At 61.3% G+C, this 23958-nt stretch carries 17 protein-coding genes; 10 read left to right on the top strand and 7 right to left on the bottom strand.

The genetic code is table 11. From position 1 onward, the window contains the following. The first annotated feature begins 940 nt into the window (after positions 1-940). The 5 genes from BV034_RS29785 (at position 941) to BV034_RS29760 (ending at position 4773) form a co-directional block, all read left to right on the top strand. Positions 941-1585, top strand: coding sequence for an HAD family hydrolase (locus tag BV034_RS29785; protein ID WP_050030590.1), 645 nt, complete (start codon positions 941-943; stop codon positions 1583-1585). 127 nt (positions 1586-1712) lie between these two features. Continuing rightward, positions 1713-2510, top strand: a complete 798-nt coding sequence (locus BV034_RS29780) for a hypothetical protein (protein ID WP_050030589.1) — start codon at positions 1713-1715, stop codon at positions 2508-2510. A gap of 907 nt (positions 2511-3417) precedes the next feature. Continuing rightward, positions 3418-3795, top strand: a complete 378-nt coding sequence (locus tag BV034_RS29770) for a hypothetical protein (RefSeq protein WP_050030587.1) — start codon at positions 3418-3420, stop codon at positions 3793-3795. Between the two features lie 135 nt (positions 3796-3930). Next, positions 3931-4338, top strand: coding sequence for a hypothetical protein (locus BV034_RS29765; protein ID WP_050030586.1), 408 nt, complete (start codon positions 3931-3933; stop codon positions 4336-4338). A 63-nt stretch (positions 4339-4401) separates the two neighbouring features. Further along, a complete protein-coding gene (locus tag BV034_RS29760) occupies positions 4402-4773 on the top strand; it encodes a hypothetical protein (protein ID WP_050030585.1) in 372 nt (123 codons plus the stop codon). Between the two features lie 1147 nt (positions 4774-5920). Here BV034_RS29760 and BV034_RS29755 read toward each other — a convergent pair. Both BV034_RS29755 and BV034_RS29750 read right to left on the bottom strand, forming a co-directional pair. After that, positions 5921-6859: a rhodanese-like domain-containing protein gene (locus BV034_RS29755; RefSeq protein ID WP_050030584.1), complete on the bottom strand. Its 939-nt coding sequence runs from the start codon at positions 6857-6859 to the stop codon at positions 5921-5923. A gap of 66 nt (positions 6860-6925) precedes the next feature. Beyond that, a complete protein-coding gene (locus BV034_RS29750; protein ID WP_050030583.1) occupies positions 6926-7591 on the bottom strand; it encodes a hypothetical protein in 666 nt (221 codons plus the stop codon). Between the two features lie 182 nt (positions 7592-7773). Here BV034_RS29750 and BV034_RS29745 point away from each other — a divergent pair, with 182 nt between their 5' ends. After that, the gene (locus tag BV034_RS29745; protein ID WP_265593616.1) at positions 7774-9129 is read left to right on the top strand and encodes a response regulator; all 1356 of its coding nucleotides are present in this window, start codon (positions 7774-7776) and stop codon (positions 9127-9129) included. Positions 9130-9261: 132 nt separating this feature from the next. After that, the gene (locus tag BV034_RS29740) at positions 9262-9567 is read left to right on the top strand and encodes a hypothetical protein (RefSeq protein WP_050030581.1); all 306 of its coding nucleotides are present in this window, start codon (positions 9262-9264) and stop codon (positions 9565-9567) included. A gap of 291 nt (positions 9568-9858) precedes the next feature. Here the strand turns inward: BV034_RS29740 and BV034_RS29735 are convergent, their stop codons facing one another. The 3 genes from BV034_RS29735 to BV034_RS29725 all read right to left on the bottom strand — a co-directional run bounded on the left by BV034_RS29735 (position 9859) and on the right by BV034_RS29725 (position 13465). Beyond that, entirely contained in the window at positions 9859-10569 is a 711-nt protein-coding gene (locus tag BV034_RS29735) for a TPM domain-containing protein (protein WP_081888211.1), read from the bottom strand. Positions 10570-10800: 231 nt separating this feature from the next. Continuing rightward, positions 10801-12888: a prolyl oligopeptidase family serine peptidase gene (locus BV034_RS29730; RefSeq protein WP_050030579.1), complete on the bottom strand. Its 2088-nt coding sequence runs from the start codon at positions 12886-12888 to the stop codon at positions 10801-10803. 73 nt (positions 12889-12961) lie between these two features. Continuing rightward, positions 12962-13465, bottom strand: a complete 504-nt coding sequence (locus BV034_RS29725; RefSeq protein WP_050030578.1) for a dihydrofolate reductase — start codon at positions 13463-13465, stop codon at positions 12962-12964. An 86-nt stretch (positions 13466-13551) separates the two neighbouring features. Between BV034_RS29725 and BV034_RS29720 the strand changes: the two genes are divergently transcribed. Together BV034_RS29720 and BV034_RS29715 are read left to right on the top strand one after the other, a co-directional pair. Further along, positions 13552-14856 carry a hypothetical protein gene (locus tag BV034_RS29720; protein ID WP_050030577.1) on the top strand — a complete coding sequence of 435 codons (1305 nt, stop codon included), beginning with the start codon at positions 13552-13554 and terminating at the stop codon, positions 14854-14856. Between the two features lie 131 nt (positions 14857-14987). Then, positions 14988-16319, top strand: a complete 1332-nt coding sequence (locus BV034_RS29715; RefSeq protein ID WP_050030576.1) for a hypothetical protein — start codon at positions 14988-14990, stop codon at positions 16317-16319. A 408-nt stretch (positions 16320-16727) separates the two neighbouring features. Here BV034_RS29715 and BV034_RS29710 read toward each other — a convergent pair whose 3' ends face one another. Then, positions 16728-18137 carry a DUF1501 domain-containing protein gene (locus BV034_RS29710; RefSeq protein WP_265593615.1) on the bottom strand — a complete coding sequence of 470 codons (1410 nt, stop codon included), beginning with the start codon at positions 18135-18137 and terminating at the stop codon, positions 16728-16730. 6 nt (positions 18138-18143) lie between these two features. Beyond that, entirely contained in the window at positions 18144-21515 is a 3372-nt protein-coding gene (locus tag BV034_RS29705; RefSeq protein ID WP_050030574.1) for a PSD1 and planctomycete cytochrome C domain-containing protein, read from the bottom strand. Positions 21516-22033: 518 nt separating this feature from the next. Here BV034_RS29705 and BV034_RS29700 point away from each other — a divergent pair. Beyond that, on the top strand, positions 22034-23635 hold the full coding sequence (locus tag BV034_RS29700) for a YiiX/YebB-like N1pC/P60 family cysteine hydrolase (RefSeq protein WP_050030573.1): 1602 nt from the start codon (positions 22034-22036) through the stop codon (positions 23633-23635). The last annotated feature ends 323 nt before the right edge of the window (positions 23636-23958 follow it).

Below are 23958 nucleotides of genomic sequence, written 5' to 3'. Positions count from 1 at the left end.
CAGATCGACGGCAATCCCCATTCGCCCGTCGGGTAGGTCCAGGGCGGTCCATATGGTGGTTCTATGAAACATCTGGATTCACTCGGGTCTCAGGGACATGATGAACGGAGAAGTGAATGTGCAACTCGAGCCCCGGGATAAAGTGGTGCTCTACCTGCGAGGATCGACTTGACCGATGGCGCGCCCGCATCCGTCACGTGCAAGCATCATTGAACATCATCAATCCGGACATCATGGGAATCTTCCGAAGAAAACAATATCTGTGTGAGAAGTGTGGCGCTCCCATGGACCGGGCCGCGGGATTGGGCGGCGGATCTTCAATCTGTCCCAATGGCTGCACAGCAGTGTTCTGGGACAACTATGGCAATGGACTCCCGATTTGAGCGCGAGCGTTGCTAAGCAGGGTGCGTGGATTTTTTAGACGACGACGGCCTGCTTCGGTCAACAAGAATGGCTATGCGAAGTGCCCATATTGCGGAAGAACCTTCTCTACGGCGCTTCGCCATGGCAGCTGGGATGGCAAGCGTCACACAAGTTGTTGGACGCGACTGAAGCTGGTCCCGAAGCGGGAGGATGCGGAGGGTTGAGGTGGCAGGCGGGAAAACTGCGGCTAGTGTCGACGGGAGCTATGTTGAGAGTCGAAGACATCATTATCACGTCCGCGAGAGCGGAGGGCGGAAATTGCATTTGGATTGAACACAAGCCTACTGGCGTGCGTCGAGGCATGGGGCCTCCACTGCCCAGCCCGACAAAAGTGAAGCTCGAACTGCTGCAGCAAATAGAGACGGAACTGCGTCAGAGGGGGCTGACTCAACATATTCTCGCCGACAAAAGGGCCAAGTAGGCAGGACACGGTGATAGCCTTGTCGTCTGTTGCAATCCGGACGAATCGGGCGATGAGTCGGTGAAGTTTGCCTTGGTGCCCGCTACCTGTTCCCCTATGCACATCCTCTTTGATCTCGACGGCACTCTCACTGATCCCTTTCCGGGCATTACCCGGAGCATTCAGCATGCGCTGGCCAGCCTGGAGGTGGTGCCGCCTCCTGCAGAGAACCTTGGCTGGTGCATTGGGCCGCCGCTGAAGAAGAGCTTCGCTACGCTGTTGGGGCCGGAGAAGGAGCATCTGGCAGAGGAGGCGCTGGGAAAATACCGGGAGCGGTTTGGGACCGTCGGACTGTTTGAGAATGCGGTGTATGCCGGGATTGTGGAGACGCTTGAGCAGCTGCAGCAGAGCGGGCACATCATCCGAGTAGCCACCTCCAAGCCGACGGTCTTTGCCCGGCGGATCGTGGAGCACTTTGGGCTGAGCAAGTATTTCCACACGGTGGACGGCAGCGAGCTGGATGGCACGCGGACGGAGAAGACGGAGCTGATTGCCTACATCCTGGAGCGGGAGGCCATCCGTCCTGAGGAGGCAGTGATGATTGGGGATCGTGAGTACGACATGAAAGGCGCGAACCACAATGGGGTGAGGGGGCTGGGTGTTCTGTGGGGCTATGGGACGCGGGAGGAGCTGCATGCGGCGGGGGCGTTTGCGTGTGTGGCGGAGCCGGTTGAGTTGCTGGCGCTGGTGGAGGGGCGGTGAGGGGGACGGGGAGTGATGGAGTAGTGGAGTGATGCCGATCCGGCGGGGTGAGAGGGAGGTGGTGTGCGAAGTGGAGTCGGGAACTGACTTTGCTTGATCTCGGAAGTATGGCTATTCTTGGAGTCGTATGCCCCGCGAACAGATCAATCGAGGACGACTGAGAGCGCAAATTGCTATTCAGGATCTTCATGATGAGACCGTGTGTTTGTTTTGCCCCATTGAGGTATCGGGGCTGCTGTTTCAGCACTTTGCAGCCAAGGGCATTCCTTCGACGGTGCCGAAGGGAGCTATGTTTGGACGTTTTCCTCAAGATGAATTGGTGGTCTCCTTGTCCGTTGAAAGAGCGTCGGCGGAGGTCACAGAGTTTGTCGCCAGCCTGTCGGAGATTTGCTATGAACGGAACCCTGCTCCGCCCGCCCGTGATTCGGCAAACTTGGTTTCGGATCATACCGGATACAAAGCGGAGCCGCTGTCATGGGAAGTTGCGCTGGCAACCTTGACCAAGTGGGTGCCGGGATTTGCTTCCATGAAAACGCTTAAGCAGCTTAGCTTCGATGCTGTCGCTTCCATCATGGCAGCGGCTCCAGGCGGCTTTCAGCGCATCGTTCAGGATGTCTCTTCCAACCTTGAGACTTTCATCATCGAAAACGTGTTGCCTGGAATTCTGCCGCGAACTCGGGAAGTCATCGTGATTCCGGACTGCGGAATGGTGTCGCTCCTGCCTTTGCGGTTGACGGATGATGATTTTACCCGGTTCGTGGAGGAGTTTGAGCGTCAGGAAGGCGGCCGTCCGATTGGACTGTTGGATGGAGTTTCCGATATCCTGTTCGTTTTCGATACCGGTGACCTGCTTTTGATCGACCACGACGAGCGGATCTGGTTTTCATCTACAGCAAATGGCGCAGTGTCCCAGCCTGAGGTCTGATCTCACTCGTACTTGACTATTGTGATTCAAGCTGGCAGCAGAGTCAGGTTTGTGAAGATGCCGGATTGGGTGGATGAGCTTCCTGAGGAAAGCCGCCGCATCTTCGAATTCTGCTTGGGGAGAATTTATTTGGTTAAAGAGGTCGAAGATCGAGGGCTGTGCGTCCTCGACGTGAGCTTGGACGTGGACGGACGGTTCGGTGGTTTTCTCAATGACCTTCGGCTTGAGGAGGATTGTTTGGAACAATTGTGATGCTGGGTTTTGTTGGCACTGCTGTGAATGAGCGGAGCTGGGAGCCTCGCTAGTGGAGCCGGGGGATGATGGGTTCCGGTGAGTGTCTTGAGGTGGAGAGCAAGTGTGGTCGGCTTCACACCTGATGGATCGTGTGGCGAGGTACCCAGGGTTGACTCGCATAGGGCTCATCCAACCACTGGGCTGTGGTAGATATCCCTTTCAGGGATGAGCTTCGAGCGGTGCCAGGTGTTTTTAGCGAGGATCGGGCGGAGGCTTGGAGAGCGTAGAGTGAAGCCGATCCGGCTTCCCTCCGGGACGCGAGGGCGGTGGGATGGTGTGATCCGGTGGTTGTCACCACCGGCTACAGTCCAGCGTCCCTCCGGGACGAGGGGGCAGAGAGGGCAATAGTAGGGTGGAGTGGTAGATGTCCGTGTCCGGGTGCGCTCGTGAGTTTGGAGCCGGGTTACGGAGTTCTGGGAATTGGCACTGAGCAGGCCTCCCCCACTCGGAGGAAGACGGTAGAGGGAGCGGCGTATTGGAGCGGACGGCATGATCAGATTTCGATTTGTTCGATCGATAGGCCGTCATAGATCTGGTGGTTGGGCAGAAGGTGGGCTAGTTTGCTTTGGAAATTCTTCCTTTCTTCATTCCAACCACGTCTCTGAAATTCACTATGGACAGCAAAGCTCTTGTCACCCGCATCGCCCTTTTGATCATCGGCTTCTCACTGCTCAATGCTGTCTTGTGGGGCGTCTTGGTCGGTACCCGTGGGTTGGCCGGAAATGTGGCGGGGCTGGTGATCAACGTCGTGCTGGCCCTGTTTCTCATCTCTGGCCAGGGTTGGGCGCGGTGGATCACGGCTGCTCGTTGTGGTGTGGGCGCCATCCTCACGTTTGCCTCCTGGACTCAACTGGGGAATCTGAACGTGAACTTCTTCGCCATCATCCGTTTGTGGCTGCTTTTCTCCGCCGTGCTTTCGGCCGCGATCGGGGTTTATCTTGTGCTCTCAAAGCGGGTGAATGATCATTTCAATCCGGGGTCGGGCTTTTGATCGAGGCGGCGTATGTAGACATGGTGGAGCGGGTGAGGGGTGAGAAGTGGAAAGCGCCCGATTAGATCTGTCCCAATGAGAGAGCTGGACAGGGGTGCTCTTGCGCCGAAGGTCCATGCTTCTTACAAAGCACGTATGGATCCTCTCCCCATCACCAAGTACGCACTGTTGGTGCGCACCGATTTTGCAGACAACGAAGCCTGGGAACGCCTCATGGAGCAGGTGAATGACCCCATAGACCCGTTTTTCTTTACGATGGAGGTTCTGGAGGATGCTGAGCGTAGTGGTGCCAGTGTGGATGATCTGGTTGCGGCGGCTCCAGATGGTTATCCGCACAGCTTCCTGGTGGTGGCGGATGCGATTGCGATGTCGAAGTCCAGGTTCCCATTGCTGGTGGTAGATCTAGCCGAGAATCGCGGAGCGCAGTTTCGGGCAGCTGCCAAGCATGTGGCAGAAATTGAGAACAACCTTGCGATCGGAAACATGGACTTCGAGGAGTTTGCCGAGGCCGTTCGTAAGGACGGGGTATTTCGTGGATTTTAGTGTGCGGGAGATGGGCCGGGGCAAGGTGATGGGGAGGCGTGAAAGTGGCGTATCGCATCTGTTATGGAGGATTTTGTTCCCAGTTATGAGCTTGTTGATGCGGTGGAGTATCGGAAGCTACACGCGGCGACCTTCGAGTTGCCCGATGAGTGGAATCGTCAGCGCCTGGAGGTGGGAGAATGGTGCAAGCTGATGTTTCGCTTTCCCGTTAATCGTGATCCTGAGGTGGAGCGTCTGTGGGTGCGCGTCACCGGGTACACGTCGTTGGGCTACAAGGGGGTGCTCGACAACGATGCGTCAAACATTGAGTTTATCAGGACTGGTGAGGTGATCGAGTTTGAGCCGAGACATGTGATCAGCATTTGGCCGCCGAGGTCTTATTTTGATTCGCTGACGTTGGAGGAAGACAAGGGGAATGAGGGAGAGGCGAAGTGAGGGGTTGCTCCAGCGTCTTTCGCGTAGAGGACCAGAGTCTTTCGAAACTTGGTGATACGGTGAGAAGGCGAAGCTTGCAGACGCTTCAGCTAGTGCCTGCCAAGGAACCGGGGGGACTGACGTGGGGGTGTTGATGGCGGTGGGGAGAAAGGAGATGCTGTCAGCCTTCCCACCTGATCATCCTCTGCGGGGGTACCCAACGTTGACTCGCTTGGGGCTCGTCCAACGTTGGGCTGTGTTAGAGATCCCCGCTGGGGATCAGCTTCGAACTGAGAATGGCACCTCCGGGTGGTTCCTTGGCGGCCACCCAAAATTCGCGCGATTGGTCTGTTCTCCTTACGTCGACGACTACAGGGGCGCTGGGATGGAGGGTGATCAAAGACCAGTAGGTGGCTGCCAAAGAACTGGCGACTTCCACTGGGCTCAGTTTCGAAGTTCTTCCTCGAAGAGGATGGGGCTACAAGCCCAACGTTGACGAGCTTCCAGCGAGTCTACGTTGGGTGCCGTCCCACGATGAGACTCAGGTGGGAAGGCCGACAACATGCGTATTTCCTCCCACCACCTTCAACGCCTCCATGTCGCTCGAATGCGATGTGGCATGAATGTTTGGTTGCCCCTCGCGAGGCCCCGCGCTGACTGATGTTCCCGGCAAGATGCCGGAAACAGCATTCCAGATGCGTGCGCTCCCCTGGCTTCTCCGGCACAGGTCGTTTTGAGAAATCGCCAGACCGCGTTTCGCCACCCAGGTTCCTTGGCAGGCACTAGATTCCCGCTATGCGATGTGTCCCTCGTGAGGTGCTGCCAACTGCCTCCAAGGGGATCAAGACTCCAGACGTTGTCGATTGAGGAGACGTCACGGGTGGCTTGTAGAGTGAGCCGCGTAAACGCGGTACTCCAACCCTGTTTGCGGACTTCGAGGGGATGAGAGGTTGCGCTTTGGCTAGAAGGAGCTCTTCCGCCGGGAACGCGGGCTCAAAAGCCATGGGCGTCTGCCCTGCCTTCAGATGGTGATTTCACGAAACCTCTGTGCCCTCTGTGTCTCTGCGGTTAAACCTGAACCCACAAAGCAAAAAAGCATGCCCTCTTGCGAAGGCATGCTTTGGGGTATGATTCCTGAGCTAAACCGGAGGCGGTGCAGGTCTGCAGCTTATTTGGCGGCGGTTTTTGGTGCCTCGGTCTCAGCGGGGAGTGACTTGTCCTTGAGCCAGACGTATTCTTTCCAGGCGCCTTCGTAGAGGCGGACGTTGGGGTAGCCAGCCACATGCTTGAGGTAGAAGCGCAGGAGGCTGCCTTCACGGGAGGTGCCGCAGTAGCACATGATTTCCTTGTCTTTGGTGATGCCTGCGGCTTCGAGGTCGGCCTTCACTTCGGAGAAGGGTTTGAACTTGTGGGTGTTGTCCTTCTCGGTGAGGCGGGCCCAGTGGAAGCTCACCGCGCCTGGGATGTGGCCCTTGCGCAGCCAGACTTCGTCCTGGCCGAGGTATTCGTTGATCGGACGGGCATCCACAAGGATAACGCCTTTTTTGTCCTTTTTGGCGATCACTTCATCTGCGGTGAGGGCGACTTCAGGGTTGCCTTTTTCCGGGAGCTTGCCCGCGGGGTTGCCGAAGTATTCCTGGGTGGGCTTGAACCCGGCGGCTTTCCAGGCGGGCAGGCCGCCATCGAGGATGCGGATGTTCTTGATGCCTTCCTTCTCGAGCACATGCACCACCATGGTGGCGCTGAGGATCTCGTCGTTGGGCAGGGCTTCACCGGTGGCGTACACGATGTGGAGGCGGTCCTTGTCGGCACCGGCGCGCACGAGGAGGGCTTTGGTGATGTCCTCGGGCAGGTATTGCACGGGCACGGCGTGGTCGGTGCCACGCAGGGTGTCGAAGTTGATGTGGTGGGCGGTGGGCAGGTGGCCGCGGAAGTAGTCCTTGTAGCCGCCGCGGGTGTCGAGCACGATCGGGCGCTTGGCGGGATCCGGGTTCTCGATGAGGGCCTTGGCGTCGGCGGGTGTGATGAGGCCGATTTCAGCCTGGGCCATGCCGGCCAGGAGGGTGGTGATGCCGACGAGGGCGGCAACGAATGATGTGGGTTTCATGGGTGGTTGGCTAAGGATTGGGGCAGGTTTGCGGTTGAGGAAAAGGAGGGGGGTACCGTGTGTGGTCTAGAACTTGAAGACGAAGTTCAGCTTCACGGTGTAGATGGTGTCGCCGTCGTCGAAGGGCTGGCTGGCCCAGGACTCGAGCACGACGTTCTCATGCAGGGCGTAGAGGAAGCCGAGGCTGCCCATCCACTGGGACTCGTCCTGGATCTGGATGAAGTCGCTGCGGAGGGTGAGGTCGCGCTCGAAGAGCTTCACGGTTTTGTCCAAGCCCAGGAGGACGCTGTTGTTGTCTGTCTGGAAGCCGTAACCGGCATGGGCGCGGAAGAGGCCGCCGAAGTCATGGGAAAGCACCAGGTAGCTGAAGGGATCGCCCGCGCGGTCGTCCTCCGTGATGGCGATGTTGGCGACGCCCAGGCCGAGGGTGGGGAGGCCTTCACCCAGCGGGAGGCTGTACTTGGCCTGAAGGACGATGGGGCCGCCTTTGTCAGGAACGATGTGGGAGTCTGCCCCAAACTCGAACTTCTGGCCGAAGAGGTCGAGCCCAGTCTTGAAGCCGAGAGTGAGGTCGGCGTCCTTGTCGTTGCCAAAGTTCGTGAAGCTCTGGATGACCAGCACGCCGGGAGGGGTGACGTCGGCGGTGGGGATGTTGTTGAGGCCGCTCGGGGTGGCGAAGGCCATGGGGGCGGCCAGGGCAGTGCAGAGAGCGACCAGGAGTCGTGTATTCATTGAGGAAGTGCGGTGGATGGATCTGAGAGTGAGAATGATATCGTCTATATGCGCATAAGCGCAGACAAACAAACAAGCTGGTCGCTGGAGATCTTGCAATCCAATTTCTGACGGTTCCGTTTGGTGGTGCCCCCTCATTTTGGGGGTTGCGCCCGCGCGACAGCCGCCTTTGTTTCACCCCAGTGAGCCAAAATCCCCCTGCACGTACCAAACCCGCGCGCATCCTCGTGGTTGAAGATGCCAATATCATCGCGCTAGCCATGAGCTACGCCCTGGAGGGGGCGGGTTTTCATGTGGAACTGGCGGCGGATGGCGAGGAGTGCATCGTGAAGGTGCGGGAGGATCTGCCGGACCTGATTTTGCTGGATATCATGATGCCGAAGATGAACGGCATCGAGGCGCTCAAGATCCTGCGCGCGGACGAGAAGACGAAGGACCTGCCCGTGATCGTGTGCAGTGCGAAGGACTTCAAGACCGAGCGTCAGGCGGCGGCAGAGCTGGGAGCGCTGGACTACTTGATCAAGCCTTTCAATCCCGCGGATCTGGTGCGCAAAGTTTCTGCTGCCCTGGGCGGCACCATGGTGGCTGATGCCCGGGTGGCGGGAGCAGGTGTGCTGCCCGCCTCGGCGGTGCCCATCAGCTACCAGCCGGTGCTGGATACGCGGCGCACGCATTTCACCCTGTGGGGCACCCGCGGGTCCACGCCCACCGTGGGGCATCGGTTCCAGCGGTATGGCGGGAACACGTCCTGCATGTCCTTTGCGGTGGGGAATGACCTGCTCATCTTTGACGCGGGCAGCGGCATTCGCGAGTTGGGGAACCACATTCTGGAAGGCGGGCCGCGCAAGCTGCACCTCTTCATCACCCACACCCACTGGGATCACATCCAGGGCTTCCCGTTCTTCACCCCAGCCTATCTGCCGGGCTTCGACATCACGGTGTACGGCTCCACGGGTTTTGGGAAGAACCTGGAGGCGCTCTTCCGCGGTCAGCTCGACCGGGACTACTTCCCTGTGCAGATGGAGGACATGCGGTCGAATCTGCGCTTCCAGCACATCGGCGAGAAGCCGGTGGAGATCGGCAATGTGCGGGTGACCTGGGAGTTCTCCCACCATCCGCTGCCGACGGTGGGCTACAAGGTGGAGACGGGCGAGCAGTCGGTGGTGTGGATGCCGGATGACGAGTTCCTCCAGGGCTACACTGGCGCTCCCCACGCCCTGAGCCGGTATCACCCCCAGGTGGCACCGTTTGAAAAAATCGTCTCCTTCCTGAACGGGGTGGATGTGGTGCTGCACGAGGCCCAATACATGGCAGACGAGTACCCGTCCCGGATCGGCTGGGGCCACTGCTCCCTGCCGAATGCGTGCGCTCTGATGAAGCTGGCCCGGGTGCAGCGCTGGATTGTGACCCATCACGACCCTATGCATGATGACGTGTTCCTGGACCGGAAGCTGTGCCTCACCCGCCAGATCCTGGAGGACATCGGCCACGCCATCCCGGTCTCGCACGGCTTTGACGGGATGACGGAGTTTCTTTGAGGTGCTCGGGGGGGCTGCCATCACCAGGGGGGCATGAGGCCCGGTCAGGCAGGCCGGGCTTGCATCTGGCCTGAACTGGCTGCAAGAGGTGTGTGACACCCGCTCGCTCAGCCCCCTTCCGCTTCGTTATCCATGAAAGTAAAACTCCACTCCCAGACCCATGAATGGCATGAGCGGGATGAAGACCACCGCCGTCTGCACTTCCGCGCCTGCTGGGATGCGAGAAAGTGGCACTTCTTCCACACGACGAATCAGATGGATGAGTGGGAGCCGCTGCTTGAGCCGAAGCTGGAGCACTATGAGGCCCTGCGGGACGTGCTCTGGCGCAAGTACCAACGCAAGCGCCTGCCCTGGCGTTTTGTGGAGGAGATGGATATCCGCCTGGGCGAGATGAGGTTGCAGTTGGGATTGCCGCCCAAAGGAGCGGAGGAGGATTGAGGACGGGGGTTCGGTGATTCGGTAATTCGGTAAACCAGTGCGTCAGTGCGTCAGTTGGGGTTCGAGGGTATTGCGGGAGTGGTGCGGCCGCCCGCAGCTGGTGGACATTGGGGTGGGAAGATCTAGGACGGTGTTTGCGACCCTGAGGCCTTCTGCAGGATGCTGAAGGCGACGCGCTGGAAGCATGTGGTCCCCGAGTTTCGCTGACCTTGGGGACGGGAGTTCTTCTTCTTTGGTGGAGCATCCTGCCGTGAAGACCAGTTTGCCTGGAAGTGGGGCGTCAGGAGTTCCTCACTCCCGGCCTTTGACTTCGGCAGCCGTGCCTCCGCCAAAGGGGGCGCCGAGGCGCAGGCCGACGTGGACGTCGGGAAACAGGTAGGTTTCCTCTTGAACGGCGCGTTTGTGCCGGATGCGGCGGGAAAACCAGAGGGAGGCGAAGCCGAGCACGGCAAGCACGATGATGACCACGGTGGCCAGCTGGCGGTCGTCTTTGGTGAAGACCTTCAGCCGCTGGCGGCGGATCGTTTCCAGACTGCCAATCTGGTGGGCGGAGGCTTCGATCGCGGCGACCATGCGCTCATCTGGAATGGGGTTCCCCTGGGTGAAGACGGTGCTGTTTCGCAGGACCATCATGGTGATGTCATCCGCCGGGTAGGTGTTCCAGAGCCCGGGGGAGACGGCGATGGCGGGTTGGGAGGAACCACGGTCAAAAGCGAAGACGAGGCCGGGCTCATTTCCCAACCAGGCGGCGGCCAGTCTCTGGGCGCGTTGGCTGACGGTGATGCCGCTGGTGTAGGTGAAGGTGGCAACGGTGATCCTGACGCCCGTTTGCTGCCGGGTGGTGGCAAGCAGAGCGGTGAGTTTCGCGGTCTGCTCAGGATTGAACAGCCGGGCGTCGTCCTGGATACTCGTGGGCGACAGGGGCGGGGGCTCCTCCTGCGCAGCCTGGGTGGTGACGGCCAGCAACCATGCGAGCAGCAGCTGGAGCATGGGGAAACGCATGGCGCAATTATCTTTCGTTTCTGGCGCGGAGCAAGAGAATCCAGTGTGTCAGTGCGTCAGTGGGCAGTGCGTCAAGGTGTTGGGGGCGGAGTGGTCTGGAGGGCAGGGGTTCAGCTTGCGGGGGCCAGGGGTGGCTCTTGGTGAGCTTGCTTATCCCTTCCCCCATGCTCCATCACCGGCGGGCGGTGATGGAGCGAGGAGTTGCGTTTATGGGACCTTGTGACGGGAGCCTTAGGGCTTGGTCGCGGCGGTCTTGGCTTCCGCGGGGGCGGGCTTCCACTGCCAGGCTTCATTGAAGAAGCCCGCGTCAGTGATCTTGCCAGGCGACACCACATTGGGCGCTTCGCTGAAGTTCACCACGGCCCAGTCGGGCAGCTTGGGCACCTGGCGGGCGTTGTTGAGGTAGTCATACTCGCGATACGTGAAGCTGCTGTTGATCACCACGTAGCGGGCGGGGTTCAGCGGGTTCGGGTAAACAAGCACCGGGGCGTTTTCGCCGGGGGCGTGTTTTTTGCCGTTCACTTCCAGGCCTTCGGCGGTCCACTTGATGGGCAGCTTGTCGGCGATCTTCTTGAGCACGGCGTTGCTGGAGGGGTCACCCCAGAGGATGAGGTTGTTGCGGGCGATGTCCTCGTCCTTCACCTCGGTGTCCTTCTTCTGCGGGGCGTCGCCGCGGAACTGCTTCTGCCACTCCACCACGGCGTGGTTGAGCTCGCTGCCCACCCATTTTTCCACGGCGGGATTCAGGGCCGGGCCGGTGGGGGTGACAAAGAGGAAGGCGTCCATGAAGGCGTCATCCACCGGGCCGCTCAGGCCGTGGCGCTTGGCCAGCACGTTGCCAGCGGCGGGGGCAGGGCCGGCGGCAGTTGTTTCCGCGAGCTGCCACTTGCCGTCCTTCTTCTGGAAGGCGGCGGTGAAGGAGCGGTCCAGCTTGGTCGTGCTGGTGGTGAAGGGGGTGCCATCCAGCGTGACGGTCACCTTCTTCTGGAGATGGAAGGGACTGTGCCCGGCGTCGAAGTTGAGCGTGAGCGCAGTGACCTTGCTGGTCTTCACCTCCACGGAGGCGTCGCCCTTCACCACGGCATCCACGCGGCCTTTTTCCCAGTGCTCTTCGAGTCCGTCCACCGTCACCCAGTTCATCTGGTTGTAGCGGAGGGTTTTGGTGGCGAAGTGCACCTCCGCAGGCGTGCGATTGCGGCCCAGTGCGACGATGTCGGCCAGGCGTCGCTCGATCTCGATGAGGCTGTCCGGATGGATCTTGTGCGCGGTCTGCGGCCCGATGATGTGGGTGAGGTCCAGGCCTTCCACCTTCAGGAACCGGTCCATGATGTCGGCCGCCTGCTTCTGTTTGTCGATCTCGCCGCTGTAGGCCACGGTGGGGCACTGCATGAGGTTCACGGCATAGTCCGTGGCGTCATACCAGCCCCAGAGCTTCTTGTGCCACCAGGGGACGGTGTTCACGTCCTCCGTCTGGAAGACCTTGAGGAACTCCGCAGTCTCCGCGAACCCGGCTCCGGGATTGGCGGCGCACCACTGGTCGGCAAAATGCGCAGCAAACTGCCAGGCGGCAGCACCGCCCATGCTGAAGCCGCGCATGACGATGCGGTCTTCATCGATGCGGTAGAACTTCTTCGCGTGCTCCAGCGCCTCAAAGAGGTCCACCTCACCGGCGAACTTGTTGGCGCAGCAGTAGCGGCCGTAGGGATGCAGGACGATGGCGTCCTTCGGCAGAATCTGACCCTTCTGCTTCATGCGCTGATCCACGAAGCTGAGCTCGCTGAGCGTCTCGCCGCGGCCGTGGATCCAGAAGTCGAGGCGCACCGGGGCGCCGCCGCTGGTGTCGTAGCTGTCGGGAATGACCAGGCCATAGGGCTGTACGGAGCCGTCGATCTTGGAGCGATAGGCTCGAACCACGAGCCCCTTCTGGCGGGTCCACGGGGCGTCGCCTTTCTTCAGCGCTTCGGCGCGGGACTTGCCTTCGGCCAGTTGCTCAAAGGCGAGCTTGATCTCTGGCGGCTTGCTGAAGAGCTGGTAACGCAGCGCCCAGTCCACGGCCTTGTAGAAGACTTCCACATCCGGCAACAGGTCGGCCAGTTGGGGGTTCTTGGCCTGAGCCTTCTTCGCATCCTCGATGGCGGCCTTGAGCTCCTGCAGTCCTTTTTCAATGGCCTCGCGGTCGGCCTGGGGGACCTCCACTCCCACGGGCGGGATGGGGCGGACGTTGGTGGGGATGTTGTCTTTGGGGCCGTCGGCGAAGGCGGGGCCAGCCGTAGCGGTGGCCAGCGCCAGAGCGAGGAGGATCGAGGCAGATGGTTTCATGAGTGGGAGAAAAGAAAGCACGCGCCCGGTTTCGCCAAGCGCGGAGCAGTCTAACGTCCCGGCCCGCGAGACCCTATCTGCCGCTTCGCACGTAACGGCGGAACTCGAAGCCCTCTCCGCGGCCAAGCACCTCCTGCAGGGTGAAATCCCCTTCAAAGGCCGGGAAAAACGCATCGCCCTCATAGGCCTGGTCGATCCACGTGAGCAAAAGTTCATCGCAGACGGGCAGCAGCGCGGAGTAGAGCTGGGCGCCGCCGATGAGGTACACGGGTGAGGTCAGGGCGGACAGTTGGGAAAGGCTGGCGAGGTCTGGGATGACCTCGATGCCTTCCTGCGGTGCAAGGGTGCTGCTGAGGACGATGTTGCGCCGGTTCGGCAGAGGCTTGCCCAAGGCGGCCACGATGGATTCGAAGGTCTTCCTCCCCATGAGCACCGGGTGGCCAGCGGTCGTTTTTTTGAAGAACTTCAGATCCTCCGGCAAGTGCCAGGGCAGAGTGCCGTTCCGGCCGATCACACGGTTGGAGGCCATGGCGGCGATGGCGATGAGCTGGACGTCCGGGGCGAGCGGGGAAGGCATGGGCCAATCTAGGAGGCGGGACGTGTGGCGCAATGTTGGTTTTCCGGTGGTTGCGCGGGACAGGACTTGCTCCAGAGTGGCACCAGATGATTGCCACCCGTTTGGGCCTTGTGCTGGTGCTTTTAGCTGTCCAAGGCTGTCGGGAGGAGCGTGTTCCTGGGGCTGAACTGCAAGTGCTGGCAGAGCGCACGGCGGTTTCCAAGGCCAAGAAACCCATGGATGTGGTGCCCTATGATGACGCGCTGGTCTGGCATGAATACCAGGTGAAGAAGGTCTGGTTTGGGGACTGCAAGGCCGAGAAAATCCGCGTGGCTCACTGGAGTGTGGCCGGGGCCAAAGAGGTGCCGGTGGACGAAGAGGTGGGCAACGAACTGGCCCTGAGTCTGCGGCCTTTCGAGGCCAACTCGGCCCTGCAAGAGGTGGCGCAGAGCGATGACCTCGCCTTTGATGAGGAGGTGCCGCGCTTTATCGATCTGGGGCAGACCCTGCGCGTGGACAAGACTCCCAAATCCCTGCGGCTGGACTACAGCGGCCTGTTTTCTGAGCAGATGACCTTGTACTGGAAGCTGCGCAGCCAGCTCCGGCTCGTGGCGATGGGGAACTCCCTGGTGACCAAGGGGATCAACCCCCGCCTGTTTTTCCCGGCCGAGAATGAGCGTACTCCGGTGGCTCTGAACCTGGCCCCGGCCGGTGCCAACAACACGCTGCAGTGCCTGATCGTGCGGGAGTATGTGCTGCCGCTGCCCAAGCTGGAGTGGGTGGTCTGGGGAGTGAGTCCCCGGGCCTTCAATGCGGAGCGGGAGGACACCATGAAGCTGGAGGTCTTCCTGGCCAGTCCGGGATGGAACTATGATCAGGAGAATGAAACCAAACTCTGGCCAGCCCCCGCGACCGCGCCCGTGACGGTGGAGGAGCTTGCCTCGCTCAAGGTGGCCAAGTTTGACGCCTGGGGATGGGAGGGGCGCGATCAAATCGCCCTGCCCAGCACCAGCAATGCGGAGACACGCCGCGCTTTCATCAAGAAGGAGTTCAAGGAGCCCGACTTTTCCTGGGGGGAAGACCGCTGGCAGGAGTTCGTGGAAACCGTGCGGGCCCTGAATGCCAAAGGGGTGAAGGTGCTGCTGGTGACCACGCCCATGCACCCGGTGGTGAAGGAAACCGAGGCTGCCGACCCGGACTGGACGAGCCACGAAGGCATGGCACAGCTCGTGAAGCGGCTGGAGGGCCTGGACCAGGAGCTCTCTGGGAGCTGGTACCGGGACTACAACCTGGCGGGCCACCATGACTTCACTCCCGAAGAGTTTTATGACGCCGACCACATGAACCGGGCAGGCTCGGTCAAGCTGACCCAGCGGATCGTTGCCTGGATGGCGACCTGCGAGGGCAAGTGAAAAAGGGGGTGGCGTCGTTTCGATGGGGGGTGAATCGATTGGATCAGTTTGGATTCGAATTGATTCCGCAGGGCATCAGGCCGGTTTGACCGGGCTTGAATGCGATGGGATTTGTTTCAGATTGCCCTTCAATGACTCCCCGCTTGCTCTGTTCCCTCTGGCTCCTGGCCCTGCTGGTGGGTTGTCGCGAGAAAAAGAGCGTGGAGAGGGTGCCGGGGGCAGATCTTCAGGTGGTCGCCACGAGGGTGGCCATCTCCAAGAAGAAGCTGCCTGCCGACATCCTGCCGTATGATGATGCCCTCGTGTGGCACGAGTACGCGGTGAAAAAGGTGATGTACGGCGTGTGTGACGAGCCAAAGATCCGGGTGGCCCACTGGTGTGTGGCGGCGGCCAAGGAGGTGCCGGTGAATGAGAAGCTGGAGGAGGAAGTGACGCTGAACCTCCGGCCGTTCGCGGAAAAACAAGAGCTGGAAGACGTCAGCCAGAGTGATGACCTCGACGTGACCGAGGACCTGCCCAAGTACCTGGACATGACACCGCTGCCGAAGGGCAAGGAGGCCCCCCTGGTGTTGCGGGAGGACTACGGCGGCTTCTTCTCAGAGCAGATGCGGCTTTACTGGAAGCTGCGTCCCCAGTTGCGGGTCGTGGCCATGGGGAACTCGCTGGTGACCAAGGGCATTTCCACGCGCATGTTCTACCGGCAGATCAATCAGGGCACGCCCGTGGCGCTGAATCTGGCCCCGGCCGGGGCAAACAACGCCATGCAGTGCCTGGTAGTGCGGGAGTATGTGCTGCCGCTACCCAAGCTGGAGTGGGTGGTGTGGGGCGTGAGCCCGCGCAGCTTCAATGCGAAGCGGGAGGATCCGCGGAAGCTTTCGGAGTTTCTGGCCAGTCCGGGCTGGCACTATGATCAGGAGAACAAGGCCAAGCTCTGGCCGGTGCCGGCGGCGACCACACCCGTGACCGTGGATGAAGTGCGCCAGCTGGAGGTGAACAACTTTGACGACTGGGGTTGGGAAGGTCGCAAGCGCGGCGGCATGCCGGATGCGACGGAGCCCGAAAAGCTGCGGACCTATATCAATGAGACGTTCAAGACCGCGAACTTCGAATGGAGCGAAGAGCGCTGGACGGAGTTCGTGGAAACAGTGAAGGCGCTCAATGCGAAAGGCGTGAAGGTCCTCCTGCTGGTGACCCCCATGCACCCCTGGGTGAAGGACGCACCGGCCGCAGATCCGGACTGGAGCACGCACGAGGCCATGGCGCAGATGGTGAAACGGCTGGAGGCGCTGGACAAGGACCTGCCCCTGAGCTGGTTCCACGACTTCAATCAAGGGGGCAATCATGACTATCCGCCCGACGAGTTTTATGATGCGGATCACGTGAACCGTACGGGCTCGTTCAAACTCACCGAGCGTGTGGTGGAGTGGATGGATTCGGTGAGCGGAGGGGGCAAGGGAAGTTGAGGTGTGCCGCAAGCGGCACGTTGAGACGCTTCGCTTGTTGAGACGCCGCCCCGGGGCGGCGGCTGGTTGAGGCTCCTGCAGCGTGGGATGGGCAGGAGGGAAGTTCTCACACGAAGGCACGAAGGCACAAAGGCACGAAGGGTTGATGGAGGCAATGGGCTTCGTTGGGAGTAGTGAGGGGCTCGAACCTCACAAGGTGTAGCCAAAGCGGTGATGCTTACCGCACTCCACAGCGACTTCGTCGCCAGGTGTTGGGGGAGGTGGGATTGGGGGAGTGTCGAGGGGTTGGTGATGTCGGGGGGACGTTTGACTGAGGGCTTCTGCAAGATGCAAAAGTCAGCCGGGCCGAAAGTGGTGATTTCCTGAAATCTCGCTGGATGGCGGATGGACCATCACCGGGCAGGCGGCTCAGGCAATGATCTCCCGCAGCACCTCTCCATACACGTCTGTCAGACGGAAGTCTCGGCCGGCGTAGCGGTAGGTGAGGTGTTCGTGATTGAGGCCCATGAGATGCAGGATGGTGGCGTGAAGATCATGGACGCTGGTGGGCTTCTCCTGGGCGGCGAAGCCGAGTTCGTCGGTGCTGCCATGGACGGTGCCGCCCTTGATGCCACCGCCAGCCATCCAGACGGTGAAGCCATAGTGGTTGTGGTCGCGGCCCAGCTTGGAGGTGCCGCCGCCCATCTCCACGGTGGGGGTACGGCCAAATTCGCCGCCCCAGATGACGAGGGTCTCATCCAGCAGGCCACGCTGTTTCAGGTCGCTGAGCAGGGCAGCGATGGGCTGGTCAATCTCGGCGGCGAGCTTGCGATGGTTTTCCTCGATCTTCTCATGGTTGTCCCAGGGCTGGCCCGCGCCGTGCCATAGCTGCACGAATCGGACCCCGCGCTCCAGCAGACGGCGGGCGATCAGCGTCTGCCGGCCGTGGACGCCATTGCCATAGAGGTCGGTGATGTGTTTAGGCTCATGCGAAAGGTCAAAGGCGTCCGCTGCCTCTGTCTGCATGCGGAAGGCGAGCTCAAAGGACTGGATCCGGGCGTCAAGCCGGACATCGAGCCGGTCCTGGCGATGGGCCTGGTTGATCCGTTGGAGCAGATCCAACTGTCGACGCTGGACCCCGGCGGTGGCATGGGGACTGCGGATGTTCTCGATGAGCCGGTCCAGTTCACGGTGCTGGGTGTCCACATAGGTGCCCTGGTAGATGCCGGGCAGGAAGGCGGACTGCCAGTTCTCCGCGCTCTTGATCGGCTGGCCGCCGGGGCACATGGCGATGAAGCCCGGGAGGTTCTCATTCTCCGTGCCCAGACCGTACATGAGCCAGGATCCGAGGCTGGGCCTCGGCTGCACCGAGTCGCCACAGTTCATGAGCATGAGGGACGGCTCATGGTTGGGCACCTGGGCGTACATGGAGCGGATCACGGCGATGTCATCCATGTGGGCGGCCGTCTTCGCAAAGAGCTCGCTGACCTCGATGCCGCTCTGACCGTAGCGCTGGAAGGTGAACGGGGAGGGGAAGGCTGCTCCGGTCTTCCGCTCAGTGAGGCGGGTCTGCGGAAGGGTCTTGCCCACATACCGGGCCAATGCGGGCTTGGGATCAAAGGTGTCCACATGAGAGGGCCCACCATTGAGGAAGAAATGAATGACGCGTTTGGCCCTGGGTGCGATGTGACTGAGCTGCCCCGCGCTCGTGCTGGCCACGGCCAGTCGTTCAGGCGAAGCCACCAGCCCCGCCAGTCCCATCATGCCGAAGCCAAGCCCGGAGCGGCGCAGGAACTCGCGTCGCGAGAGCGGAAGAGGGGGCGTGAGAATTGGGTTCATAGCCATTCAGTCCACAAACATGAATTCATTCGCCAGCATCAGGACCTGCACGAGCTGGGCCCAGGGATCAAGGGCACCGTCGGTGTGTTCAGGGAAATCAGCTTCCGCATCCCACACCTGGGCGTCCACATCGCCCCCGGACCCTGCACTCCCGGCGGAACGGATCCGGGGTGACCAGAGGAACTGGTCGCTGTTCAGTCCGTTGCCGATGTCCACCACGAAGTCGAGTGTGTCGCCTGCCTTGAGGGAGAGTCCGTCGAGGTTCATCACCGATTCCGACTGATGCAGGGTGACGGCTCGCAACTGACCCCGGGAGCCCTGGCTGACGAAGGCGCGAATCCCGTCACCGGCCGCCGGCTCGTGTTTCAGGAGGGATTCCACGATGTAGTCGCCATCGGCAGGCGCTGTCCAGCGACGCACCACGGCGTGCTCCTTGTCATTGCCGGGATGGCCTCCCTTGGGCGTGAGCTGCACCCACCCGAGCTTCACATCCGGCCAGTGGCTTCCGCCCTGCCAGGCGCGGTCTTTGAGCTGGGGCAGGGCCGTGAAGCTTTTCAGGCGTCCCGCTGCTTCATCCCACCCGCCGTAGCCGTATTGCCAGGCCTTGGCCGTTTCGCGTATGGCGAGACGCTCCGGCACTGCGGCATCACGCACATAGTCCAGTGCCGCCTGTAGCTCCTCGAACTCAGGGCTTCGCTGATAAAGCAGAGCATAGATCAGGGCAATCCGTTCTGCATCCGTGCGGCAGGCCTGGACTTCCTTCCGGCCGGCCAGAGCCCGGGCCTGCGCCGCGAGGAAGGGATGGTTCATGGCGAACAAGGCCTGCTGGGGCACCGTGGTCTCCGTGCGCCGGGGAATGGAGAGGTCGGGATTGGCAAAATCAAAGGTGCGCAAGACCGGAGCAAGATCCTCGCGATCGACCGTGGCATAGAGGGTGCGCCGGGTGTTGGAGTCAGCGAACAGATCCTGGGGGCGGCCGCCGACACGCCCATCCAGATGGCCTGCGGCGGCGAGCCATGCATCGCGGGCCTCTTCAAAGCTCAGGCGATGCACATTCATGCGCCAGAGGAGCCGGTTGTCGGCATCACGCTCCTGCGCCAGCCGGAGCGCTGCGGGATGGTCTGGGCCTTGCGAGCTTTGTTGATAGGTGGACGAGAGCATGATGAGCCGGTGCAGCTCCTTGATGCTCCAGCCCCTGTCCATGAAGCGCAGGGCGAGCCAGTCGAGCAGTTCCGGATGACTGGGCGGTTCCGCCCGCACGCCGAAGTCGCTGGGGGTGGTCACCAGGCCCTGGCCAAAGTGGTGCATCCACACGCGGTTCACCATGACGCGGGCGGTGAGCGGGTTGGCGGGATCGGTGATGGATTGGGCAAGCTCCAACCGGCCGCTGCCACGGGTGAAAAGGCGGGGCGTGTCACCGGAAAGCGCCTGGAGGAACTGGCGCGGTGCCTCATCGCCCTTGGTCAGCGGGTTGCCTCGCTTGAAGATCCGCGCGGTGACTGGCTGGGCGCGGTCCTCAAGGATGACGGCATGGGCGGGAGCGTGGGAGGGCTCCATGAGGACCCTGTCCACCTCGCCTTGAAGCCGCCAGAGCTCCACGACGACGTTGTTGGGAAAAAACATCTCAATGTTCGCAATCGCTTCATCCGGCACCAGGCAGGGCGAATCCGGCCCATAGAGCACCTGCCGCAGCATTTCCGCAGAGGGATCGGGCAGGGCCTCGGCCTCGGGGTGGACTTTCAAGTGGGCTTGCCATTGCTTCTCGAGATCGACAAACAGGGCACCGTAGCGCTCCGCCACCTCGACCATGCTCGCAGGCGGCTTCGTGAAGAGCGCTGTCACCAGAGGATGCCCTTCATCTTGACGGTGAGCCAGGTTAGAGGAAACAGCCGCGGACTGTTGTGGGAAGTCCGCGGGAGTGAGTTTGGCAAAGGCATGCCACGCGGTGAATATCGGGTCATGGCGCACCCGCGCTTTTTCCAGATGGCGTTGCCAGCGTCGGACCACCACCGGATTGAGGTCCTGCGCATCCAGGAGCTGTCCAAAGGCTTCCTCGAGATATTTCTCCAACTCCAGTTGGGCGGTCAGGTGCTGCGAGAGGGTGGCCCGCACGCGAGCAGCCTGTTCATCCCGGCGCAGTCGGAGGGTCGTTTGAAGTTTGGCTTCCAGCGCATGGAGCTTCGAGGCGAAGGCCTCATCCCGGGAGGGGGGCGCACTGGGCACGAGCTTCTCGGCACAGCTCTGGAAAACCCCGTAGAGCGCGTAGTAGTCCCGCGTGGGGATGGGGTCAAACTTGTGATCATGGCACCGGGCGCATCCCACGGTGAGCCCCAGCGTGCCGCGCATCAGCACGTCGATGCGGTCGTCAATGATGTCATGAGTGACTCCAAGGAAACGGCGTCCCAACGTCAGGAACCCCATGGCCGCCAAGTGCGGTGAACCGGCGGGCTCCACCTGGTCCGCAGCAATCTGTCGGAGGAGGAAGCGGTCGTAGCCCATGTCCTCGTTGAGCGCCTTCACCACCCAGTCACGGTAGGGAGCGGCATGGACGAAGCGTTTTTCCTCACGGGCATAGACATAACCCTTGGTGTCGGAATAGCGCGCCACATCCAGCCAGTGCCGGGCCCAGTGTTCTCCATAGTGGGGACTGGCCAGCAGACGCTCGATCACCCGGGCGTAGGCCTCCGGGGAGTCATCCCGCAAGTACGCCTCCACCTCCGCAGGAGAAGGTGGCAAACCGGTGAGATCAAACGTGGCCCGTCGGATGAGCGCCACCTTGCCCGCAGGCGGAGAGGGGGAGAGGCCGGCGGCATCCAGCTTCGCCAGGATGAAACGGTCCAGATCGCCCAGGGCCGCCGCAGGTTGCTTCACCTCCGGCGGATCTTGATGCACCGGCTTCCGGTAGGACCAGTATTGCGGCTCCGGTCCGACCTTGGCCGGGGACTTCACCGTGATCTTCGTCCTGCCTTCGCGAGGGTCCGGGGCGCCCAGGCTGATCCAGGTCCCCACGTCCGCGATCACGGAGGGAGGGAGTTGCGCCTTCTTCTTCGGCATCTTCAGATGCGGATCCGTGTGGGAGATGGCGGTCAGCAGCAGGCTCGCGGACGGAGCGCCAGGGACGATGGCCGGGCCACTGTCCCCGCCGGTGAGCAAGCCCTGTTTTGAGTCCAGCAGCAGCCCGCCCTTGGTCTGGCCAGATTCGGCCGAATGACATTCGTAACAGTGCTCAATGAGCATGGGCCGGATCTTCGCCTCAAAGAGAGCCAGCCCTGCGGCATTGTCCTTGGTTTCAGTGCCAGCGTCCACAGCGTGAATCTGGCCCGCAGGCGCACTGCCTAGGAGAAGCAGCAAGCAGGGGCTGATGCGGAGAAGTTTCATCGCAGGGGCAGCATGAGATTCAGATCAACCGTTGCGGGTGATCATTACGCCATGGGATGCCGGGTCCTTGCGATGAGGGTTGAGACGCTTCGCTGGTTGAGACGCTGCGCTGGGGTGGGGAGTGGTTGTTGCGTGGATTGGCAATCGGCAATGGTGAGCGGAGGGGAAAGGGAGGGTCTCACACGAAGGCACAAAGGCACGAAGGCTTGATGGGGGCATTGGGCTTCGTTGGGGGTGGTGAGGGGCTCGAACTTCACAGGGCGTAGCCAAAGCGGTGATGCTCACCGCAGTCCCAAAGCGACTGCGTCGCCAGGTGTTGGGGGCGGTGGGATTGGGGGAGAGTCGAGGGGCTGGTGAGGTTGGGGGACGTTTGACTGATGGCTTCTGCAAGATGCAGAAGCCGGCACGCTGGAAGCGCGCGGTCCCTGAGATTTTGGTTGAGGCGTCGGCAAACGAGGATTGCCTCCATGCTGGCATGGTCTCATACTCTCCGAAAATCAGCCCCCTTTTTGTCGTCTATGAGGAACGTCAATTCGATCTGCTCCCGGTTGTTGCTGCTGGCTTTGCTGGCCTTGGGTTCCAGTTGTGCAGGGTTCCAGCAGAAGGGCGAGAAGCGGCGGGCAGCGGTCCCGGCTAGTCAGGTGATGGATGACCTGCGGCGGGGGCCGGAGCGGCTGGAGTCGGTCTCAACGCAGATGGACGAGATCCTGGCGGAGTTCAGGAAACTATCGGCCCGCTCCGGCGGTGCGTGGAGAGCTCGGGGGTATCTGGATGCGGGGGAGAGTGACCGCATGGAGACGCTCCTCTTCAAGTACATGACGGCGCGGGAGGTGTTGTGCGAGATGGTCGCCACACTGGGAGGAAAGCGATCGCTGCCAGCGGGTGCGACGGCTGAGGAGGCGCGCGCGGCGCATCTGCTCACGGTGGATGCCCAGTGGGTGCTGGTACGGCACAGTGCGGACCTGGTGGCCTTGTTCGCCGGGGACAAGGTGTCGATGGCAAAGCTGAATGAGGCGCAGTTCGAATCGCACCTTCCCGCAGGCAGTTTCGAGACGTTGCAACTGAATGTGACCGCCGCAGATCTGGAGCGGCGGTTGGAGGCATCACAGGTGTTGTTTGAAAAGGAAACGCAGGCCGCAAAGCAGGGGACGGGTGCGTCATTGCTGAGCAGTCCGGGGTATGAGCGTTTGCTGTCGCGGGCGCCGCAGGATCATGAGCGCGCGGTGGCGGCGGTGCGTCGTGCGCAGGGGTTGCGACCGGGATTGAAGGCGTCCGCGGAGAACCGCATGTCGCACACAGAGGCGGCCAAGGTGGCCCGCGAACTGGGGGCGGAAGGCGGAGATCTGGCGTACTCGGCGCGGTCGCTGTTGTTCAAGGTGGTGAGCCGCATGAAGAATCCACGCGTGAAGGTGATCCAGTTCAGCAAGGCCCAGCATGCGGAGGTAGAGTCGCTGCTGCAGCCGGGGGATGTGATCCTGACCTACACGGCGGGGTACATGAGCGATGTGTTCATCCCCGGAGCCTTCAAGCACGGCATCACCTATGTGGGCACACCGGAACAGCGTGTGGCAGCGGGCGTGAGTGTGGACCGGTTGCCCGAACTGGCCGCGCCGGAGAAGGCCGCGGTGCGGCAGCGTCTGCAGCAGCGGGAGACAGTGAGCGGGCAGAAGGCGGATGTGATTGAGGCGGTGGCGGAGGGAGTTATTTTCAATAACCTGGGCCACATCATGGACACGCATGTGAACCGCCTGGCGGTGCTGCGGCCACGGCTGTCCGAGGCGGACCGGGCGGCGTTTGTGACGGAGGTGTTCGCCTATCAGGGCGATGCGTATGACTTCCTCTTCGACTTCGCCGATGCCTCACGGCAGGTCTGCACGGAGGTGATCTATCGCGGACTGGATGGGAGACAGGGCATTCGTTTTGCCCTGACCAAGCGCGGCGGACATCCCACGTTGAGCGCGGATGATGTGATGAACTACCACTTCAAAACCGGCGGGCGGCATTTTGATTTTGTGTTGTGCGCCGAGGAGGATTTGGCCAAGGGCGGGCACCGGGCGAAGGTGATGACGGGGAAGGAAGGGGAGGGGAGGTTGAAGGAAGTGATGTCGGTAAAACAGTAATTCGGCAGGACGGTAAATCGGCAGGGCGGTGAGGGAAGCGGTTTAACCACAGAGGCGCAGAGGGCACAGAGATTGAAACTGAGGGTTAGACAGAATTAACAGAATTTACGGAATTGGAGTTTCGGTTTTGGGGTGCTGGAAGGTTGGGGGCAGGTTGTTGAGGGTGCATTCCCCTTGCGACAAGGTGGTACCCCTTGGGAGCATGATCGTGCTCCGTGAATCAAATGCCACATACGAGGAAATAAGTGCCTCCTCACGTCGACAACTACGGTCGTGTTGTGAGGGCTCGGGCAGAAGGGAAGGTCTCGCGGGCTGATGGAGCC

Origin of the sequence: Verrucomicrobium sp. BvORR034, from assembly GCF_000739635.1 — a bacterium.
Lineage (GTDB): Bacteria > Verrucomicrobiota > Verrucomicrobiia > Verrucomicrobiales > Verrucomicrobiaceae > Verrucomicrobium.
This window is presented reverse-complemented; position numbering and strand designations above follow the sequence as displayed.

What these genes read in the sequence shown, in the direction of transcription:
- BV034_RS29785 (WP_050030590.1), top strand. Translation starts at nt 941, where the DNA reads ATGCACATCCTCTTTGATCTCGACGGCACTCTCACTGATCCCTTTCCG.
- BV034_RS29780 (WP_050030589.1), top strand. Translation starts at nt 1,713, where the DNA reads ATGCCCCGCGAACAGATCAATCGAGGACGACTGAGAGCGCAAATTGCT.
- BV034_RS29770 (WP_050030587.1), top strand. Translation starts at nt 3,418, where the DNA reads ATGGACAGCAAAGCTCTTGTCACCCGCATCGCCCTTTTGATCATCGGC.
- BV034_RS29765 (WP_050030586.1), top strand. Translation starts at nt 3,931, where the DNA reads ATGGATCCTCTCCCCATCACCAAGTACGCACTGTTGGTGCGCACCGAT.
- BV034_RS29760 (WP_050030585.1), top strand. Translation starts at nt 4,402, where the DNA reads ATGGAGGATTTTGTTCCCAGTTATGAGCTTGTTGATGCGGTGGAGTAT.
- BV034_RS29755 (WP_050030584.1), bottom strand. Translation starts at nt 6,859, where the DNA reads ATGAAACCCACATCATTCGTTGCCGCCCTCGTCGGCATCACCACCCTC.
- BV034_RS29750 (WP_050030583.1), bottom strand. Translation starts at nt 7,591, where the DNA reads ATGAATACACGACTCCTGGTCGCTCTCTGCACTGCCCTGGCCGCCCCC.
- BV034_RS29740 (WP_050030581.1), top strand. Translation starts at nt 9,262, where the DNA reads ATGAAAGTAAAACTCCACTCCCAGACCCATGAATGGCATGAGCGGGAT.
- BV034_RS29735 (WP_081888211.1), bottom strand. Translation starts at nt 10,569, where the DNA reads ATGCGTTTCCCCATGCTCCAGCTGCTGCTCGCATGGTTGCTGGCCGTC.
- BV034_RS29730 (WP_050030579.1), bottom strand. Translation starts at nt 12,888, where the DNA reads ATGAAACCATCTGCCTCGATCCTCCTCGCTCTGGCGCTGGCCACCGCT.
- BV034_RS29725 (WP_050030578.1), bottom strand. Translation starts at nt 13,465, where the DNA reads ATGCCTTCCCCGCTCGCCCCGGACGTCCAGCTCATCGCCATCGCCGCC.
- BV034_RS29720 (WP_050030577.1), top strand. Translation starts at nt 13,552, where the DNA reads ATGATTGCCACCCGTTTGGGCCTTGTGCTGGTGCTTTTAGCTGTCCAA.
- BV034_RS29715 (WP_050030576.1), top strand. Translation starts at nt 14,988, where the DNA reads ATGACTCCCCGCTTGCTCTGTTCCCTCTGGCTCCTGGCCCTGCTGGTG.
- BV034_RS29710 (WP_265593615.1), bottom strand. Translation starts at nt 18,137, where the DNA reads ATGAACCCAATTCTCACGCCCCCTCTTCCGCTCTCGCGACGCGAGTTC.
- BV034_RS29705 (WP_050030574.1), bottom strand. Translation starts at nt 21,515, where the DNA reads ATGAAACTTCTCCGCATCAGCCCCTGCTTGCTGCTTCTCCTAGGCAGT.
- BV034_RS29700 (WP_050030573.1), top strand. Translation starts at nt 22,034, where the DNA reads ATGAGGAACGTCAATTCGATCTGCTCCCGGTTGTTGCTGCTGGCTTTG.